This is a genomic window from Cryomorphaceae bacterium (genome assembly GCA_007695365.1).
Taxonomy (GTDB): domain Bacteria; phylum Bacteroidota; class Bacteroidia; order Flavobacteriales_D; family SKUL01; genus SKUL01.
In genome coordinates, this window is the sequence record REDV01000057.1 from 18,093 (window position 1) to 34,921 (window position 16,829).

The window sequence follows — 16,829 nt, forward strand, 5'->3', positions numbered from 1 at the left end:
GATTTTGTGAGCGCCTTATCACTGGTAAATTCTCTCTTTTCACCCGTGTAAATGATGGGAAATCTGTACTTTTCGGCTATGAAATGGTTCTGTGTGTATCTGCTACTTCTGTTGTGTACGTCAAGTGTATCAGCGCAAAAAATTCTGCCGGCTGAATCGCTCCAAAGGCTCGACTCCATGATTACCGCTTTGGATTATGTGATTGAATCTGAATTTGAGCACAGCTACATTTTAAGATATGACCCCGAGGGTGGAATTGTGGCCATGCTGCGAGAGAAGTTCTATGTGGACACCCCTAGAAAAACACCTGATCAGTATTACACGTTGTTTAAATTGTCGGAAATAGACCCCGTGACCGTAGAATTGCGCGAAGAGGAAAACGGTTTCGGCTTGCATTTCTTTACCGCCAATAATGCACGAGCAATCATCAATTCGATATATGTTGACAAGGAGCTAAAGATGCAGTCTGAGTCTGATAGACTGGTGTTGGGTTTTTGGCCTACAAAGGCCGACCAGGATTTGCTTGTTGCTCTGAAGAATGAACTTATCAGATTGATTTACGAGGTGTGGGAGGGCAACGTACCGCAATTCGAAACGGATGTACAAAAGCCGGCGGCGCTCTTTATCAACGGCGAAGAGGTAAAATGGCAGCAGTCTCCGACATCAAAGGACACTAAAAAGGATTGAGGCATATAGTTTATCCCAAATTATGCAATAGGAGGAGCGCTTAGCTCCGAACTACCTGCGCGCCGGCAGGCAGGCCTGACCGCCATAAATACTTCAATTTGTGTCAGGAGGACCTGCCCGCCTTCAATATCTTAAGACGGCAGGCGGACAGGTAGCTTCCTTGAATGCCGTGACTGAACTTGCACGCGTTTGCAACGTTTGCAGTTTTGAAACCTAAATAGATGGCTGTATACCGCGATTACACCTGGGCCTGCGGACAAAGTTCTGAAAGCACGCTTTGAAATCTTGTCGGAGCCACTGTTTGAATGAGGCTCCAAACCAAAGCCACCGTAGTTCCAAATGCGCCCGGGTTCTGTTTTGTTGGAGTGTGCCTGTCATGGCTAAAAGGAAAAATGCCGTTGGCAGCAAATCCCCTAACTGGCTAATGATCATGTCATGCCATCACCTCATCGCTATACAATCTTCCTCCCCTAAAACTCCGCGTTCTTCGGTGTCCTCGGGAAAGGAATCACATCCCGGATGTTGGTCATCCCAGTAACGAACATCATCAGCCGCTCAAAACCCAACCCAAAACCACTGTGTTCACAGGTTCCGAATTTGCGCGTTTCGAGGTACCACCACACGTGCTCGTCGGGGATGTTGAACTCGGCACACTTTTGTTTCAGCACCTCTAGCCGCTCTTCGCGCTGTGAACCGCCCATGATTTCGCCAATACCCGGAAACAGCACATCCATCGCTGCCACGGTTTTGCCGTCGTCGTTCAATCGCATGTAAAAGGCCTTGAATCCCTTGGGGTAATCGGTGATGATTACCGGTTTGTTGAAGTGCTTCTCAACCAGGTAGCGCTCGTGCTCGCTCTGCAGGTCGGTGCCCCACTCAACGGGATATTGAAATTTCTTCTTTTTGTAGGGTTTGCTGTTGCGCAAAATGTCGATGGCCTCGGTATAGGAAATGCGCTCAAAGGCGTTTTCCACCACAAATCGCATGCGGTCGGTAAGCGGCATTTCGTGACGCTCGTTTTGAGGCTTTTGCTTTTCGGCGTCGGCTTCGCGTTTTGCCAAAAATTCAAGGTCTTCTGCGCAGTTATCAAGAATGTATTGTACCGTGTATTTCAGAAAATCCTCGGCCAGGTTCATGTTGTCGTGAATGTCGGCAAAGGCCACCTCTGGTTCTATCATCCAGAACTCGGCCAGGTGGCGCGAGGTATTGGAATTCTCCGCACGGAAGGTTGGTCCGAAGGTATAAACCTTGCCCAATGCCAGCGCTGCCAGCTCGGCTTCCAGCTGCCCCGAAACGGTCAGGTTGGTTTCCTTGCCGAAAAAGTCTTTGCTGTAATCGATTTCTCCCGATTCGGTTTTGGGCACATTGTTCAGATCGAAGTTGGTGACGTGAAACATTTCGCCTGCACCTTCCGCATCCGAACCTGTGATAATCGGTGTGTGCAGGTTGTAAAAACCACGGTCATTGAAGTACTTGTGAATGGCAAACGAGAGCGCGTGCCGAATGCGAAACACCGCCGCAAAGGTGTTGGTGCGAAACCGTAAATGGGCTTTTTCGCGCAGAAACTCCAGGCTGTGCTTTTTGGGCTGAATGGGGTATTCTTCGGGGTCGGCGTCGCCAAGAATGATCACTTCGCTAACCTTCACTTCCACGCTTTGTCCGTGGCCGGGCGATTCAACCAGCTCTCCGTGTACCGCTACCGCAGCACCCACCGTTATACGTTTGCGGAGCGAGTCGTCTATATCGTCCAGACCCACCACCGCCTGTATATTGCGCAGCGTCGAACCATCATTAATGGCCACAAACTGGTTGTTGCGAAAGGATCGCACCCAGCCCTTTACAACCACTACTTCGCCCGGCTTGCCGCCGTCCAGTATGTCTTTGATTTGCTTCGTTCCCATAAGGCTTGTTAAACAGGGTGCAAAAGAACAAACTTTTTGCCTTTGCTCCGGCTCAATGCAGAGATTTTTAAACGCATAGCACACATGGCGTTCACCACTTATCATTCAATACGACCTTTCTTAAAAACGCCGGAAACATTTTAGTGTGTAAATTGTTTCCATTGTTCCTTTGTCTTACATTTGCGCCCGTGAATCAGGAACAACACATTATTCAACAGGTTATTGGTCTCTTTTTGAAGTACGGCATCAAGAGCCTTACCATGGACGACATTGCCCGTCACCTGGGCGTATCGAAGAAAACATTGTACAAATACGTTTCGGACAAGAACGACCTGGTGCGCCGTGTAGTTACGCTTCAGAGTGAGCTGGAGCAGCAGATCATCGCCAAAATCTGTGAACGCGGACTGAATGCCATCGACGAGATTTTTGAAATCAGCAGGATTGTAGCCGAGCTGCTGGGTCAGATGCACCCTTCAGTGCACTACGACCTGGAAAAATACCACCCGGAGGTATGGCGCTCCACCTTTAAGCACCGCGAAGATTTTGTGTTTAACTGCGTGCTGGAGAATCTCAACAAGGGCAAAAAGGAAGGCCTTTACCGCGAAGACCTGAACACTGGGGTCATTGCACGGTTGTACATCGCCAAGATGGATGTGCTGTTCGACGGTGAGATGTTTCCGGCTACACAATTCAATTTCAGGGAGGTGTACCTGGAATTTTTCCGCTATCACATCCGCGGAATAGCCAGCCACCAGGGATTGCAATACCTGATTGCCAAGGTTCAACAAGAAAAAAATTCGCCAACAAACCACTAAACCCAAACCCGATATGAAACCCCTACAAATTGCTGTTTGCGCGCTGTTCCTTGCCGGAATGCAGCCGGCTGTGGCACAACAGGACCCCGTGCGGCTGTCGCTGGAAGAGGCGCAGAAATACGCCCTGAAGCACGCCTACAGCCTGGATTATGCCGATATGGAGGTGCGTGCAGCCAGCTACCGCAACCGCGAGCTCACAGCCATCGGTTTACCGCAAATCAATGGAGACATTTCGTTTACCAATTACCTGGATCTTCCAACAACCGTGCTTCCGGCCAATGCATTTAACCCGGCGGCACCCGAAGACGAACTGGTAGGTGTCCGCTTTGGAACGGATTATACTTCTACGGCGTCGCTCAGAGCCTCTCAGCTCATTTTTGACGGAACCTACTTTGTGGGGCTTAAGGCGGCAAAAACCTATGTCAGGTTGAACCAGTATGGCCTGGAGCAATCCAAAAACGAGTTGCGGAAAAACGTAACAGAGGCCTATGCCCTGGCCGCTATGGCTTCTGAAGCCGTACAAGTGCTAAAGGACAATATGAAGAGCCTGGAGTCACTGCTGGCAGAAACCGAAAAGCTATTTGACAGCGGTTTTCGGGAGGAGTTGGATGTAAACCAGTTGCAACTTCAGTTTTCAAGTCTTAAAAATGCGGTGCGCCAAGCAGAGCGCAATGTGGATATTACCCGCAATCTGCTGAAGTTTCAGATAGGTATGCCGGTGGCTACACCCCTTGAATTGAGTACCACGTTGGATGAACTTGCCGATGTGTCCTACATGCCCATGATGCTTGAGCGTGATGTGAAACTTCAGGGACATACCGACATTCTCACCAACGAAACCAACGTGCAATTGCGCGAACTGAATGTGCGGGCCGAGCGCATGGCGGGGGCACCCAATCTAGGCGGGGTTTTTACTGCCCAGCAACAGGCTTTTCGCAACGACATGGATTTTTTTAGTGCAAACAGTGATTGGTTTCCCAATACCTTTTGGGGCCTTCAGCTCAACGTGCCCATTTTCTCGGGCTTTATGCGCCACAACAAGGTGCAACAAGCCAAGGTGGAGGTGGAACGCGCCAAAAGACAGCTTGAACAGGTGCGCGAAGGTCTGGAGCTGGAAATTGCCACTCAGCGCGCCAATTTTGCCAGTGCCATGGAAGTGTACAACACCGAAAAAGAAAACGTAGCACTGGCCGAAAAAATATTCAATACCACCACCCGCAAATACCAGGAGGGCCTGTCGGGAAGCTTTGAATTGCAGCAGGCTGAAACGCAAATGCTCAACGCCCAAAGCAGCTTTTTGCAATCTGCCTACGAAGTAATCACAGCCAAAGCCGCCCTCGAAAAAGCCCTTGATATTCAACCGTAAACCGATAGCCCTTACACCCATGAAAAAGCTAGTATATTTTGCCGCTGTAGTGCTTTTCACCTCCTGCGGGAATGATTCGTACCAAACTGAACTCGATCAGCTCAAATCGCGTCGCGACAGTCTGAGAAATGTCTATGAAAACCTTGCAGAAACCATTCACGAACTGGAAGCTGAAATTGCACGGCTCGACACCAACAAACGCCTAACACTGGTAACTACTTTGCCCGCTGAGCGCGATACCTTCAGACACTTTTTTGAGGTATATGGTAGTGTGGACGTAAAACGAAACGCTGTGATGGTAGCAGAAAGCCCCGGTAGGGTGATTGACATCAAGGTGAAAGACGGCGATCGGGTGCAACGCGGCCAGGTGCTCATACGGCTGGATGATAGTGTGCTGCGCAAAAATATGGCCGAGCTGGAAACCAGCTACGAACTGGCCCTCACATTGTATGAAAGGCAGGAGCGCTTGTGGAAGGACAAAATCGGTTCGGAGGTGCAGTACCTTGAGTCAAAAAACCGCAAAGAGAGCCTCGAAAACTCGCTGGCTACGCTGCAGGAACAGATTCAGAGAATGACCGTTCGCGCACCCTTTTCGGGTGTGGCGGAGAATGTCATGATTAAGCTGGGAGAAATGGCCGGAGCCGGAGTGCCTCTCTTGCGCGTACTCGACCTTTCGGAGTTTCAGATTGAATCGGAAGTACCCGAACGGTACGCAGGCTTGCTCAAAACCGGCAGTGCAGTGGAAATTATTTTCCCCGGTCGGGATACGCTCAACGCTACCATCAGCTCGGTAGGAAGTTTTATCAACCCGGGCAACCGCACCTTCCGCATCCTGGTGGATGTGGATGCCGAAAACGGCAAGTTCAAACCCAATCAGCTCACCATCCTGCGCATCAATGATCAATTGGTTCCGGATGCTGTGGTGCTGCCAGCCAATGTGATTCAGCAGGATGCGCAGGGCAAAAGCTTTGTCTTTATTGCGGTACAGGAGCCCAACGGTGCGCACAGGGCCCTAAAGCAGGTAGTACAAACCGGGGCAACCTACAAGGGGAAAACCCTGGTGCGGTCAGGGCTCAAAGGCAACGAACACATCATTGACAAAGGCTCGCGCAGCATTCGAAGCGAACAACTTATCTCGCTGGCCGACTAATCACCCAACTACACCGGTACAACCATGAACCTTCAACCCAAACATACCAAAGAATTCGGGCTTTCATCCGCCGCGGTCAACAACCGAACCACTGTGCTGGTGCTGGTGGTGTTCATCTTTCTGGCCGGACTGATTGCCTACACCAATATGTCCAAAGAGAGCTTCCCGGAAGTGGTGATTCCCGAGATTTATGTCGGTACGCCCTACCCCGGTAACTCACCGCTCGATATCGAAAAACTCATCACGCGGCCCATTGAGAAAGAAATCAATACAATTTCGGGCGTGGATGAAATCAACTCAACGTCCATACAGGGCCACAGCTCCATCCAGGTGAAGTTCGACTTCAGCGTGAGCCCAGAAGAGGCTTTGCGCAAGGTGAAAGACAAGGTGGATGTGGCCAAAAGCGACAGCGACTTTCCGCAGGACCTTCCGGCCGATCCCAACGTCTTTGAGCTCAACATCTCAGAGATGATGCCCATCATGAACATCAACCTCTCGGGCGATTATTCTGTAGATCAGCTCAACAGCTACGCCGAATACCTCGAAGAGAAAATCGAAAACCTTCCCGAAATCACCGAAGTGGAGATTCGCGGGGTTACCGACAAGGAAGTGGCCATCAGTCTGGATCTTCATAAGATGGAAGCCATGCAAATCAGTTTCTACGACGTATCACAAGCCATCAGCGACGAGAACGTAACCATCTCGGGGGGTGATGTGCTGATTGGCGATTTCCGCCGAAATGTGCGTGTAGTAGGTGATTTTGCCCACATGGATGACATACGCAATACCGTGGTGAAGCGGGAGAAAGGCAACATTGTGTACCTCAAGGATATTGCGGAGGTGACCTTCGGCGAAAAGGAGCGCGAAAGCTATGCCCGCGATTACCTGAACCCAGTGGTGATGGTAGATGTGAAGAAACGCGCCGGCGAGAATCTGCTGGAGGCGTCAGACAAAATCCGCGACATTGTGGCCTATGCCCAGGCCCATGTTTTCCCTGACGACCTCAAAGTGTCTATTACCAATGACCAAAGCAACAGCACGCGCAACCAGCTTGACGAACTGGAAAACAGCATTCTGTTCGGGATGATGCTCGTGGTGGGGGTGCTTCTGTTTTTCCTCGGATTGCGCAACGCTGCCTTTGTAGGTATTGCTATACCGATGTCCATGCTCATGGCCTTTATGCTCCTGGGCGCGCTCGGCGTTACCCTGAACATGATTGTGCTCTTCTCACTGATTCTGGCGCTGGGAATGCTTGTGGACAATGGTATTGTGGTGGTGGAGAACATTTACCGCCTGATGGATGAAGGCCAAAGCCCGATGCAGGCTGCCAAAAACGGAGTGGGCGAAGTGGCGTGGCCCATCATTGCTTCTACGGCAACCACCCTGGCAGCTTTTCTGCCGCTCGCTTTCTGGCCGGGAGTAATGGGAGAATTTATGTTTTACCTGCCCATTACGCTGATGATCGTATTGGGTTCATCACTGTTTGTGGCCCTGGTAATCAACCCGGTGCTTACCTCGCTTTTTATGAAGGTGGGCGAGCCGCAGGTGAACCGAAAAAAGATTCTTCGCAACGGTGCTGTATTGATGGTTGTAGGACTTGCGATAGCCATCAGTGCACATCTCAACGGAATGGAACCACTCACCACACTGGGCAACTTGCTGGTTGTGATTGGCCTGATGGGATACGCCAACATCTTTGTGTTGAATCCGGGCACCACCTTTTTCCAAACCAGGCTCATTCCGGCCATGGAGCAGCGCTACGAAGCTTTTCTCAAACGTGCATTAAAAGGGATCAATCCGGTACTGTACTTCGTGGGCACTTTTCTCATGCTGATATTATCGGGTGTGTTGTTCGGCTTTTTCCCTCCCAAAGTGATCTTCTTCCCCGAAAATGAGCCGCAATACCTCAATATTTTCATTGAGAACCCCATCGGAACCGATATTGAACCTACCAACGAAATTGCTTACCAGGTAGAGCAGGAGGTGATTGAAATCATCAGCAAATACATTGTGCAAGATGAACCCGGCAAACCACATAACTTTTTGGTAGAATCTGTCATTGGCCAGGTGGGCAAGGGCACGAGCGATCCCGCACAAGGTCAGTCTTTTGGCAATACTCCACACAAAGCACGTGTAAGTGTGCAGTTTGTAGAAAGCCAGTTTCGCAGGGGTATCGGCACCAACGACGTGATGACCGAAATACGCGAGGCGCTGCGCGATATACCCGGTACGCAGATTACCGTAAGTAAAAACAGTATGGGACCACCCCAGGGCTTGCCCATCAATATTGAAATTGCGGGTGATGACTACACAGAGCTGATGGCCCATGCGCAAGGTGTGCGGCGCTTTATCAACGAAGCAGGTGTTGCCGGAATTGAAGAATTGAAGCTGGATGTGGACGATGGCCAACCGGAAATGCCGGTGCGCATTGATCGCGACAAGGCCCGCCGACTCAATCTTTCCACCGCGCAAATCGGAAACGCCATCCGAACTGCGCTCTACGGAATGGAGGTTTCTACCTTCAAGGACGGAGAAGACGATTACGAAATCAACATCCGTTTGGCAGAGCGCTACCGCAGAAGTCCGGACGCACTTCTCAATCAGCGCATTACCTTCCGCGACCAGAGCGATGGACAGATCAAGCAAATACCGGTTTCATCCGTGGCCACGGCTGATTTTACCAGCACCTTCAGTGCGGTAAAAAGAAAGGACCTCAACAGGGTAATTACCATCAGCTCCAATGTGCTGGATGGATTCAACGCCAACGAAGTGGTGCAAAACATCCGCAATATACTGGCAGATTACAACCTCCCTCCCGACATTACCCTGAAATTTACCGGGCAGCAGGAAGAACAAGCCAAGGAAATGGAGTTTCTTTCCATCGCTTTGTTCATTGCCTTCTTCCTCATTATCCTCATCATTGTTGCGCAATTTAACTCGATTTCTGCGCCGTTTATCATTGGTTTTTCGGTGATATTCAGCCTGATTGGGGTGCAACTCGGGTTGGTGGGTACCGGGATGGATTTTGTGGTAGTGATGACCATGGTGGGAATTATCTCACTGGCCGGGATTGTGGTAAACAATGCCATTGTACTGCTCGATTACACCAACCTGATACGCACCCGCCGCAGGGAAGACCTCGGACTGGAGAATAGGGGAGATTTGCCCTTTGCCGAAGTTTTTAATGCCGTCATCCAGGGAGGAAAAACACGTTTGCGCCCGGTGGTGCTTACGGCCATCACCACCATCCTCGGTTTATTGCCGTTGGCGATGGGTATCAACATCAACTTCTTCTCTTTTTTCAGCCGTTACGACGCGCAGTTTTACATCGGTGGAGACAATGTAATGTTTTGGGGACCCATGAGTTGGACCATCATCTTCGGTCTTACTTTCGCTACTTTCCTCACCTTGGTGATTGTGCCGGTAATGTACCTGATTCTGGCGCGCATCAAGTACCGCGTGGTGTACAAAAAATCCACCAAGGTGTGAGTTGCGTAAGGACACAAAAAAAACCCGGATGGCTGCCATCCGGGTTTTTTTGTTTGTGGTATTACACTTTGCTCCGGTTTTAGAAAATATGTCCGAATCCAAAGAAGAACTGACCTCCTTCGCGACTGTTTGCATAATCGAGACGCAAAATGGTGGATTGATTCCAGGCTATTCTTGCCCCCATACCGGGAGCACCTTGCCAGCGGTGGAAGCTGATGTCTCCCGGTCTGTCCCACACTGATCCGAGGTCGTAAAAGGGATTGAGCCCCAGGGCGATGTGTTGCTTGAGAAATTTGAAGTCGAAAAAGCGGGCACGCATTTCCAGGTTAATCAGGGCTACTGCCGGCGCCATAAAGCGTGCCTCGCGGAAACCCCTGAGTGAACGTTCACCGCCCAGTACCATAATACCGCCCGCTTCGGCTTGGCTGGAAAGGTCCCACATTTCGATAAAGTTGATTTTGGGACCCCAGATGTATCCAAATGCTCCCAAACCTGCAAAAGTTAAGCGACTTTTTCCACCCCTCCACCTGGCCAGTGTCTTGATGTACTGACCCTGAATCATGAATTTGTTGAAGTTAAATTGTGAACCCAGCCACGGGGCGCTGTATTCATGTGAGTATTCAAGGAAAACACCCTCGGAAGGGTCGGGCTCAAAATCACGTGTATCATAGATAAGCGCAGCAGCCAGCATGCTGGTAAACATGTAGGTATTATCGTTGTTGAAGCCGGCAAGGTTAAAACGCTCCCAGGTTCCGTCATTGATTTGTTTCTCTACAAGGGTGGTGTTGCTGATGGCCTCTACCTCCTCCCCTTCAAGATTCACCGCCTCTTCGGCTACCTTGCCTCCGTACGATTGAAACTGCGTAAAAAGAGCTTCATACCCGAACATAAAGCGCAGTTTTCCGCCCATCATTACGCGCTCTGCCAACAGGTTGTAGAGTTGTTCGCGCTGCAAAATATGGTTGTAGTGAAAGTCTGTTCGATATACACCATCATTGCCCAACTCGGCAATCCCAAGGTTTTCTTCATAGTCGCTTACCCGGTTAAAGGTGCGGTTTAAACCGCTGGTTTTATCTCTAAAGCTAAGAGGATTTAGGGTGTTGCGACCCACACCCCAGTACTGTGCGTTGGGATCTTCCCACAGCACGGCATCTGCCCGTAGTCGCCATTTTGAGTTGAAGATATAGGGCGAATCGAAATTGAGCGCATAACGCACGCGGCCGTTTTCAAAGACAAAGAGTTCCGCGTTTAACCTCGACCGGTAGGGCGTGTACTCAAAAAACGGGTCTTCTTTGGTTTTGTTGAAGTACAAAAACACGTTTCCGCCTACACCAAAACCGCGGATGGGGTCGAATTCGAGGCGTGGTAAACCGGTTACAAAGGTGCCTTCGCGTTTGTCTTCGCGCTCAAACTCGGGTATGCGCTTGGATTCGTGAATAAAGAAGGGTAGTTCGTTGTTTTGGTTGCTACTTTCGTTTTGAGCGAAGGCATGGCTTGCAATGAACAAGCAAATTATAACTAAGTAGATGATTTTCATAGCTTCCGGTTTTTGAGATGTACACCTTTTTTGACCGGCGCAAAAGTAGTTTGACACGGCTTGTCAACCCTTTAGAGATCTTTTAGAATCCTATTAGAAAACTATTAGAACCGATGTGGTTTTTAACCCAGTTGCACCCTGAAGATGGTGGATTGGCCGGGTTTTGACTGCACGTCCACCGATCCTTTATGCAGCTCAATGATACGTCGGGTAAGGGATAAACCGATACCGTGACCTGACGCAGAAGCCAGGTTTCTTCCGCGGAAAAAAGGCGTAAACACGTGCTCAATCTCTTCAGGTTGTATGCCGGCTCCTTTGTTTTCAAATTCAACTTGCACATTGTTGCCGTGTACATTGATACGCACCAGCACTTTGTTTTCGGGCGAGAACTTGCAGCCGTTTTCCATCAGGTTCATAAAAGCCACTTTCAGCAGGTAGGCATTGCTGTGAAGGGTCAGCGGCGTTTCACTTTCTGTCTCGAGGGAAGTATCAAAACTCATTTCCACACGGTAACCTGGGTTGAGCTGTTGCACCTGCCGGCAAGCGTCAAGCAATAATTCGTCCACCCGCTCGGGTTTGAAGCGAATCCGCGATGGGTCATAGCTTGCGCGGGCAAGGTCGAGTAAACTCTGCGAAAGTCGATCCAGCTTGCGGGCATCGTTGAGCGCATCCTGAACGGCCTGTCGGTACTCCACCGTGCTGCGCTCCTTTTGCAGCGAGAGCTCCAATTCTGAGATGATGGCCGCCAGCGGGGTGCGAAGTTCATGCGAAATGTTGTGTACAAAGTGTTTTTGGGCAGAAAAAGAGCTTTCCAGCCGGTTCAACATATCGTTAAAGGTCTCAGCCATTTGCCACAGTTCATCGCGGTTCTTGCCCGTATCAATGCGCAGATCGAGGTTGCTGGCAGAAATGTTTTGCGCCCGCTGCGTAATGGCTCTTACAGGGTTGAACACCATTCTGGAAAAGTACCAGCCGGCCACAAAAATAACCGCACAAGCAAGCACAAAAATGAGCGTCATGTTTCGCCGCAAGGCCGCCAATTTGCTGAATCCGTATGCATCGTAGGCAGCGGCTGTTATCACGTAGGGGGTTTTATCCTGAACGTATTTGATACCCACCACCTGCCAATCGCCCTGGTAAAAGCGAATTTCTCCGTGACGGATGATATTGTTGAACATCGTGCGGGTTTCTTTCACATAGTCAATATCCACCGCATCGTGGTACATCAACTCAAAATCGGCGTTGTACACGGCTACTTCCACCTCATTGAGTATTTCGCGGTTGCTGCGGTAGATGTTTTGAAGGATAAAAGGGTCAACCCGGGCATCAAAAAGCAGGTTGGCCTTGGTGATGGCCTCCTGAACCAGTACTGCGTAAAACTCCTTTTCGCGGTTTTGGGAGGCTGAATAATACACCACCGCGGCGAAAATGAGCAAAATACTGGCCGTAAGCAGGGTAAAGAGAAGGGATATTTTTAACCGGATGCTCACGATTCTTTCTCGGTTCGCAGGATAAAACCGACGCCGGGTTTGGTGTGAATGAGCCGCTCGTTAAAAGGCTTGTCAACCTTTTTGCGGAGGTAGTTGATATAAACATCTATGAAGTTGGTACCCGTATCGAAGCGGGTGTTCCAAACCTTGTCGGCAATTTCAGAACGGCTCAATACGCGGTTGGGGTTGCGCAGCATGTATTCCAGCAATCCGAATTCTTTGGGAGTAAGTTCAATGGGGGTGTTATTGCGCTTTACTTCCCGGGTTTGGAGGTTCATTTCAAGGTCGTGAAACCGCAGCAGAACCAGTCCAGATTGGTGGCTCGCAAAACGCTGCACATGTGCCCGCACGCGAGCCAGTAGCTCTCGCATTTCAAAGGGCTTTACCATATAGTCGTCGGCACCGGCATCGAAGCCATCTACTTTATCGTCGGTGGTGCCAAGTGCAGTGAGCATAATCACCGGTAGTCCGGGACGCCGTTGTTTGATTTCTCTGCAAAGTTCGAGACCCTGAATTTCCGGAAGTATCACATCGGCAATTACAATGTCGTAGCTGCCGTAGAGCGCCAGTTTTTTGCCGGTGGCGCCATCGTAGGCCAGGTCGCAATCGTAGCCGTTTTCCTCCAGGCCTCGCTTAAGGAGTTGTGCTACGCGTGCGTCATCTTCAATTACCAGAACTTGCATTGCCATTGAGCAGAGTATTGAAGGCCCAAAGGTACAAAGTGTAAGCGCTGATAAGACCTGATGGCAGTAAAGCCCAGGGGGTGAGCTAAATCAGCTTTCTTTGGCTTTTACCGCAGCCCGAATCGCCTCCCAGTCGAAATCAAACGGGCGGCTTTCAAAATCATCGCCTATTTCAAACTCAAACGATTTTTTTACCCGCGATGATGTAGCGGGGTGAGTATTGATGATTTCGAACATATCGGCGCTGCCATACTCGCTCTTTATGCGGCGAAACAGGGTGCCCAGCGCCCTGGGGTTGATTCCGCAGCGATAAACCAGATCGAGCGCAAATTCATCGGCTTCTTCCTCTTGTTTTCTATCGAAATAGCTTGAAGTTACTGTACGCGAAATTTCGGAGAGCACCACGCCGTCCGTACCCGTCAATACGCCAAACAGCACCGCCAGCCCAAGTTCTTTCACCAATCGTTTGGTAACGTGCCGGAGTTCTACATGCCCCATTTCGTGGGCAATCACCGCGGCTACCTCTTCGGGTGATTCGCTGAAGGCGATCAAGCCTGACAACACCACGATGTTTCCGCCGGGCATGGCAAAGGCATTTACGTTTGCGTTGTCAACCACCACAATGCGATAGTCAAAATCGCTCAACCCCAGACTGTCTTCCAGTCGCCTGGATATCACCCAAATCGCAGAGTCAACAAGGTGGTTGTTCAGTGGTTGAAAGCCTGGTTTCTTGAGGGTACTCTCCATGATCATCTCCCCGAGCTCTATTTCCTTATCAACCGGAAACTCAAGGCTCACTTCATCCGGAACCCACGGAATAAATGTAAAGGCAACCCAAAGCCCGCCAAACAGGGCAAGAACCTTTAGAAAATCTATCAGCAACTTGGTTTTCAACGTGGTGGGAGGTTTTCACGGATTACGGTTCCGCCACCTGAGCTTTCGCGAATGGCAAAGGCACTTTGGTAGCTCAAACGGCCAAAGAAAAGGAAGTAGTACATCCTTCCCTGGCGCGCCCTAACGGCACCTACAATACTAAACACAAAATACAGCAGGTTCACAATGAGCACCATCGCGAGGTAGCCTTTGTAGGTGTCGGTGAAAAAGCGATCATCAGAAACAAGGATGCGGATGGTCCACGAAATCAAGCCTATGTTGAGAGCCGTGGTGGGCAATTGCGACCAGAGTGATTGCAGGCAGTGAAATTTCACAAAGCGCCCTTTGTTTTTGTTTACAGAGTAGTAAATCACGCTGGCGATGAGGTTGAGCATGGGCAGTGGAAGACCGGCTGCAAGTGCTGCAAACATCATGAGGTAGGCCCCCATGGCGTCGTCGCGTTCGCGCTTGCTTACCTCATCGGGCTGGGGCAGTGGGTGATATTTCTCGCTTTCCATTACGCTGCGGCTGAAGGTGAGGGAGAAGGCTCGGGCGGAAGGTTTTGCGGTTTTTCCTCCTCCTGATCCAGGCTGAATGGCGGGTAGTCATCGGTCATCAGTCCGAGGTAGAGTTGTACGCGCAAGCCCCATCGCATTACACCCACGTTAAAGCTGTGCATGCCTTTGGGGTACTCTGCAGTAAAAAGTACCACCCAAAACGCGATAAACTGCACAATTCCTCCGGCCATCAACAGGAAAAACAGAATGAAGTAATGCGGAATTCCGCAGTAAAGCCATCCAAAAAATACTTTGAGCAGGGCGTGTCCGCGGCTCAAGCGCTCGGGGTAAGGAACTTCGAGCACCACGGCCGGGTCGTCCACGTCGAAACCAAAAGGAGGGTAGCCGTCGGCAAGGTGAATGAGTCTGGCTTGCACGCGCTGATTCCAGTGCATCACTTTTACCTGAAACTCAAACAAGCTCTCGGGGTAACTGCCGGTAAAGAGAATGACCCAGAAGGCAATAAAAGTGATGACCTGAGCTGCAATTCCCACAAAAAGAAGCAGGAAAAAGTGGGGTATTGCTATGTACAAAAAGCCAAAGAATGCACGGAGCAGCAACTCTCCTCTCGAGTAGCGCTCCTGGTGAATAATGTCAAATTTCATGGTGTTGGATTGTTGTGGTTTGGATGGCCAAAGTAAGTAAAATATAAAATATGCCAAATTCATAGTAAGACTGCGAAAATCAGAATCAATGCTTGGAGTATTAACACTACAACCTGTATCTTTCGGGCTGTTGAAATAAATAAACATTGATTCAAATCAGATATGAAAGACTTGATTAAACAACTGGGCTCTCTTCACGGCGAGGCCTGCGTGAGTATTATGGTGCGCACCCATCGCACCCATCCTGACAACCAACAGGACGCCCTTGCATTGAAAAACATGCTTAAAGAAGCTGAAACCCGTCTGGCTGAAGAATACAGCGCCGATGTAGCGGCCGACCGTATGGCCAAACTCAATCGCCTGGCCTCACAGGTAGACCACCAAAAAAACCTTGAGTGCCTTGTTCTTTTTGCCAATAACGAAGTGGCACAATTCCATCAATTGCCGGTAGATGTTCAGAGCAGGGTGGTGATTGACGAAACCTTTGCCACCCGCGATTTGGTTCGGGCCAAACACGAACAGGCAAACTTTTATGCTTTGGTGGTAAGCCGGCGTAATGCGCGCCTGATCAAAGCGCACAGCGAGCACGTGGATGCCGAAGTTGGAGATCCGTTTCCGATTGAAAACGAAACACTGTTCTCTACCAACAAACATCAGCTTACCATGGCAAAAGGAACAGATCAGTTGCACGAGGAGTTTTTCAGCCAGGTAGATAAAGATGTGCAGAAAGTGGTGAAAGAAGATCCTGCGCCGGTCATTCTCTGTACCGAAGAGCGCAACCATCATCACTACCTGAAAGTGAGTTCGGGGTTAGTCATTGCCGGCCATCTCAATATGAATCGCGACGACGAACCCGCCCACGCCATCGTGAAAGCAGCGTGGCCTATCATGCAGGCATATGTTGAAAAAACCAATTCCGATCGGTTGAGCGAGCTGAGCAAGGCCGTGAGCCAGCAGAAGTTTTTGAGCGATTTGAGCGACATCTGGCGCGCGGTGAATGAAGGTCGCGGTCGTACGGTTTTTGTGGAGCGCGGATACTTTCAGCCCGCCCGTTTGGACAGTAATGCGGTAGTGCCCGTAGAAAGCCCCAACGGCAGCGATGTGGTGGATGATATTGTGGATGAAATTGTGGAGCGCACCATGCAAAACGGCGGTGAAGCCGTTTTCATGAACGGAAACGACCTCGAAGCCTTTCACGGTATTGCGCTCATTACGCGCTACTAAAGCTGTAGAGGATGACACAAAAAAAACCGGCGGGAAAATCCCTGCCGGTTTTTTTAATCATGAAAAAATTCAATGAAACTATCCTGCCATGGCTGGTTGGGTGATTTCTCCACTCCAACCTATAATGCCGTCGGCCAGGTTGTACACTTCGCTAAAACCCCATTGGCTCATGGCTCCTGCTACCATCCCGCTGCGGTTTCCACTGCGGCAATAGATGTAGTAGGCCCTGTGGGGGTCCAGCGCTTTGATTTGTTCTGCAAAGCCGCCGCTCATCAGGTCAATGTTGATGGCGCCGGGAATGATTCCGCTGAAGAACTCACCGGGTGTGCGCACGTCGAGCACCACTGCGTTTGGGTCGTTTTTGATGCCGTTTTCAAATGTTCGGCTGTCGATATTCTTGTACATGACTCGTGTTTTTAATCTGATTTCTTAAACCGATACAAAGGTAGGAC

The 16,829-nt window shown here is 50.1% G+C and carries 14 protein-coding genes; 6 read left to right on the forward strand and 8 right to left on the reverse strand.

The features are described from left to right. Positions 1-54: 54 nt before the first annotated feature. The gene (locus EA392_03430) at positions 55-687 is read left to right on the forward strand and encodes a hypothetical protein (GenBank protein TVR40605.1); all 633 of its coding nucleotides are present in this window, start codon (positions 55-57) and stop codon (positions 685-687) included. A gap of 470 nt (positions 688-1,157) precedes the next feature. Here EA392_03430 and EA392_03435 read toward each other — a convergent pair whose 3' ends face one another. Then, on the reverse strand, positions 1,158-2,588 hold the full coding sequence (locus EA392_03435; protein ID TVR40606.1) for an asparagine--tRNA ligase: 1,431 nt from the start codon (positions 2,586-2,588) through the stop codon (positions 1,158-1,160). A 188-nt stretch (positions 2,589-2,776) separates the two neighbouring features. Here EA392_03435 and EA392_03440 point away from each other — a divergent pair, with 188 nt between their 5' ends. The 4 genes from EA392_03440 to EA392_03455 are packed head-to-tail and all read left to right on the forward strand — an operon-like array spanning position 2,777 to position 9,408. Further along, positions 2,777-3,403: a TetR/AcrR family transcriptional regulator gene (locus EA392_03440; GenBank protein TVR40607.1), complete on the forward strand. Its 627-nt coding sequence runs from the start codon at positions 2,777-2,779 to the stop codon at positions 3,401-3,403. A gap of 13 nt (positions 3,404-3,416) precedes the next feature. Continuing rightward, positions 3,417-4,769 (forward strand): TolC family protein, encoded by a 1,353-nt coding sequence (locus EA392_03445; GenBank protein ID TVR40608.1) that lies wholly within the window; start codon positions 3,417-3,419, stop codon positions 4,767-4,769. Between the two features lie 19 nt (positions 4,770-4,788). Beyond that, entirely contained in the window at positions 4,789-5,919 is a 1,131-nt protein-coding gene (locus EA392_03450) for an efflux RND transporter periplasmic adaptor subunit (GenBank protein ID TVR40609.1), read from the forward strand. Between the two features lie 24 nt (positions 5,920-5,943). After that, the gene (locus tag EA392_03455; GenBank protein TVR40610.1) at positions 5,944-9,408 is read left to right on the forward strand and encodes an efflux RND transporter permease subunit; all 3,465 of its coding nucleotides are present in this window, start codon (positions 5,944-5,946) and stop codon (positions 9,406-9,408) included. Between the two features lie 79 nt (positions 9,409-9,487). Here the strand turns inward: EA392_03455 and EA392_03460 are convergent, their stop codons facing one another. From EA392_03460 to EA392_03485, 6 genes are all read right to left on the reverse strand, one after another. Further along, positions 9,488-10,945, reverse strand: coding sequence for a peptide-binding protein (locus tag EA392_03460; GenBank protein ID TVR40611.1), 1,458 nt, complete (start codon positions 10,943-10,945; stop codon positions 9,488-9,490). Positions 10,946-11,067: 122 nt separating this feature from the next. Then, positions 11,068-12,435: a HAMP domain-containing protein gene (locus EA392_03465; GenBank protein TVR40612.1), complete on the reverse strand. Its 1,368-nt coding sequence runs from the start codon at positions 12,433-12,435 to the stop codon at positions 11,068-11,070. Continuing rightward, positions 12,432-13,118, reverse strand: coding sequence for a DNA-binding response regulator (locus EA392_03470; GenBank protein ID TVR40630.1), 687 nt, complete (start codon positions 13,116-13,118; stop codon positions 12,432-12,434). The genes EA392_03465 and EA392_03470 overlap by 4 nt, the downstream gene beginning before the upstream one ends. A 90-nt stretch (positions 13,119-13,208) precedes the next feature. After that, complete coding sequence (locus EA392_03475; GenBank protein TVR40613.1) at positions 13,209-14,012, reverse strand: hypothetical protein; 804 nt, start codon at positions 14,010-14,012, stop codon at positions 13,209-13,211. Continuing rightward, positions 14,009-14,509, reverse strand: coding sequence for a DUF4870 domain-containing protein (locus EA392_03480; protein ID TVR40614.1), 501 nt, complete (start codon positions 14,507-14,509; stop codon positions 14,009-14,011). The genes EA392_03475 and EA392_03480 overlap by 4 nt, the downstream gene beginning before the upstream one ends. After that, positions 14,509-15,300: a DUF4389 domain-containing protein gene (locus EA392_03485; protein TVR40615.1), complete on the reverse strand. Its 792-nt coding sequence runs from the start codon at positions 15,298-15,300 to the stop codon at positions 14,509-14,511. Before EA392_03485 ends, EA392_03480 begins: the two co-directional genes overlap by 1 nt. A gap of 15 nt (positions 15,301-15,315) precedes the next feature. Between EA392_03485 and EA392_03490 the strand changes: the two genes are divergently transcribed. Beyond that, positions 15,316-16,377: a hypothetical protein gene (locus EA392_03490; GenBank protein ID TVR40616.1), complete on the forward strand. Its 1,062-nt coding sequence runs from the start codon at positions 15,316-15,318 to the stop codon at positions 16,375-16,377. Between the two features lie 78 nt (positions 16,378-16,455). Here the strand turns inward: EA392_03490 and EA392_03495 are convergent, their stop codons facing one another. Further along, the gene (locus EA392_03495; GenBank protein ID TVR40617.1) at positions 16,456-16,782 is read right to left on the reverse strand and encodes a rhodanese-like domain-containing protein; all 327 of its coding nucleotides are present in this window, start codon (positions 16,780-16,782) and stop codon (positions 16,456-16,458) included. Positions 16,783-16,829: the final 47 nt, after the last annotated feature.

Bases quoted from the DNA above. Each gene is read 5' to 3' on its own strand.
- EA392_03455 (TVR40610.1), top strand. From the start codon at position 5,944: ATGAACCTTCAACCCAAACATACCAAAGAATTCGGGCTTTCATCCGCC.
- EA392_03460 (TVR40611.1), bottom strand. From the start codon at position 10,945: ATGAAAATCATCTACTTAGTTATAATTTGCTTGTTCATTGCAAGCCAT.
- EA392_03480 (TVR40614.1), bottom strand. From the start codon at position 14,509: ATGGAAAGCGAGAAATATCACCCACTGCCCCAGCCCGATGAGGTAAGC.
- EA392_03450 (TVR40609.1), top strand. From the start codon at position 4,789: ATGAAAAAGCTAGTATATTTTGCCGCTGTAGTGCTTTTCACCTCCTGC.
- EA392_03430 (TVR40605.1), top strand. From the start codon at position 55: ATGGGAAATCTGTACTTTTCGGCTATGAAATGGTTCTGTGTGTATCTG.
- EA392_03435 (TVR40606.1), bottom strand. From the start codon at position 2,588: ATGGGAACGAAGCAAATCAAAGACATACTGGACGGCGGCAAGCCGGGC.
- EA392_03445 (TVR40608.1), top strand. From the start codon at position 3,417: ATGAAACCCCTACAAATTGCTGTTTGCGCGCTGTTCCTTGCCGGAATG.
- EA392_03485 (TVR40615.1), bottom strand. From the start codon at position 15,300: ATGTTTATTTATTTCAACAGCCCGAAAGATACAGGTTGTAGTGTTAAT.
- EA392_03490 (TVR40616.1), top strand. From the start codon at position 15,316: ATGAAAGACTTGATTAAACAACTGGGCTCTCTTCACGGCGAGGCCTGC.
- EA392_03470 (TVR40630.1), bottom strand. From the start codon at position 13,118: ATGCAAGTTCTGGTAATTGAAGATGACGCACGCGTAGCACAACTCCTT.
- EA392_03495 (TVR40617.1), bottom strand. From the start codon at position 16,782: ATGTACAAGAATATCGACAGCCGAACATTTGAAAACGGCATCAAAAAC.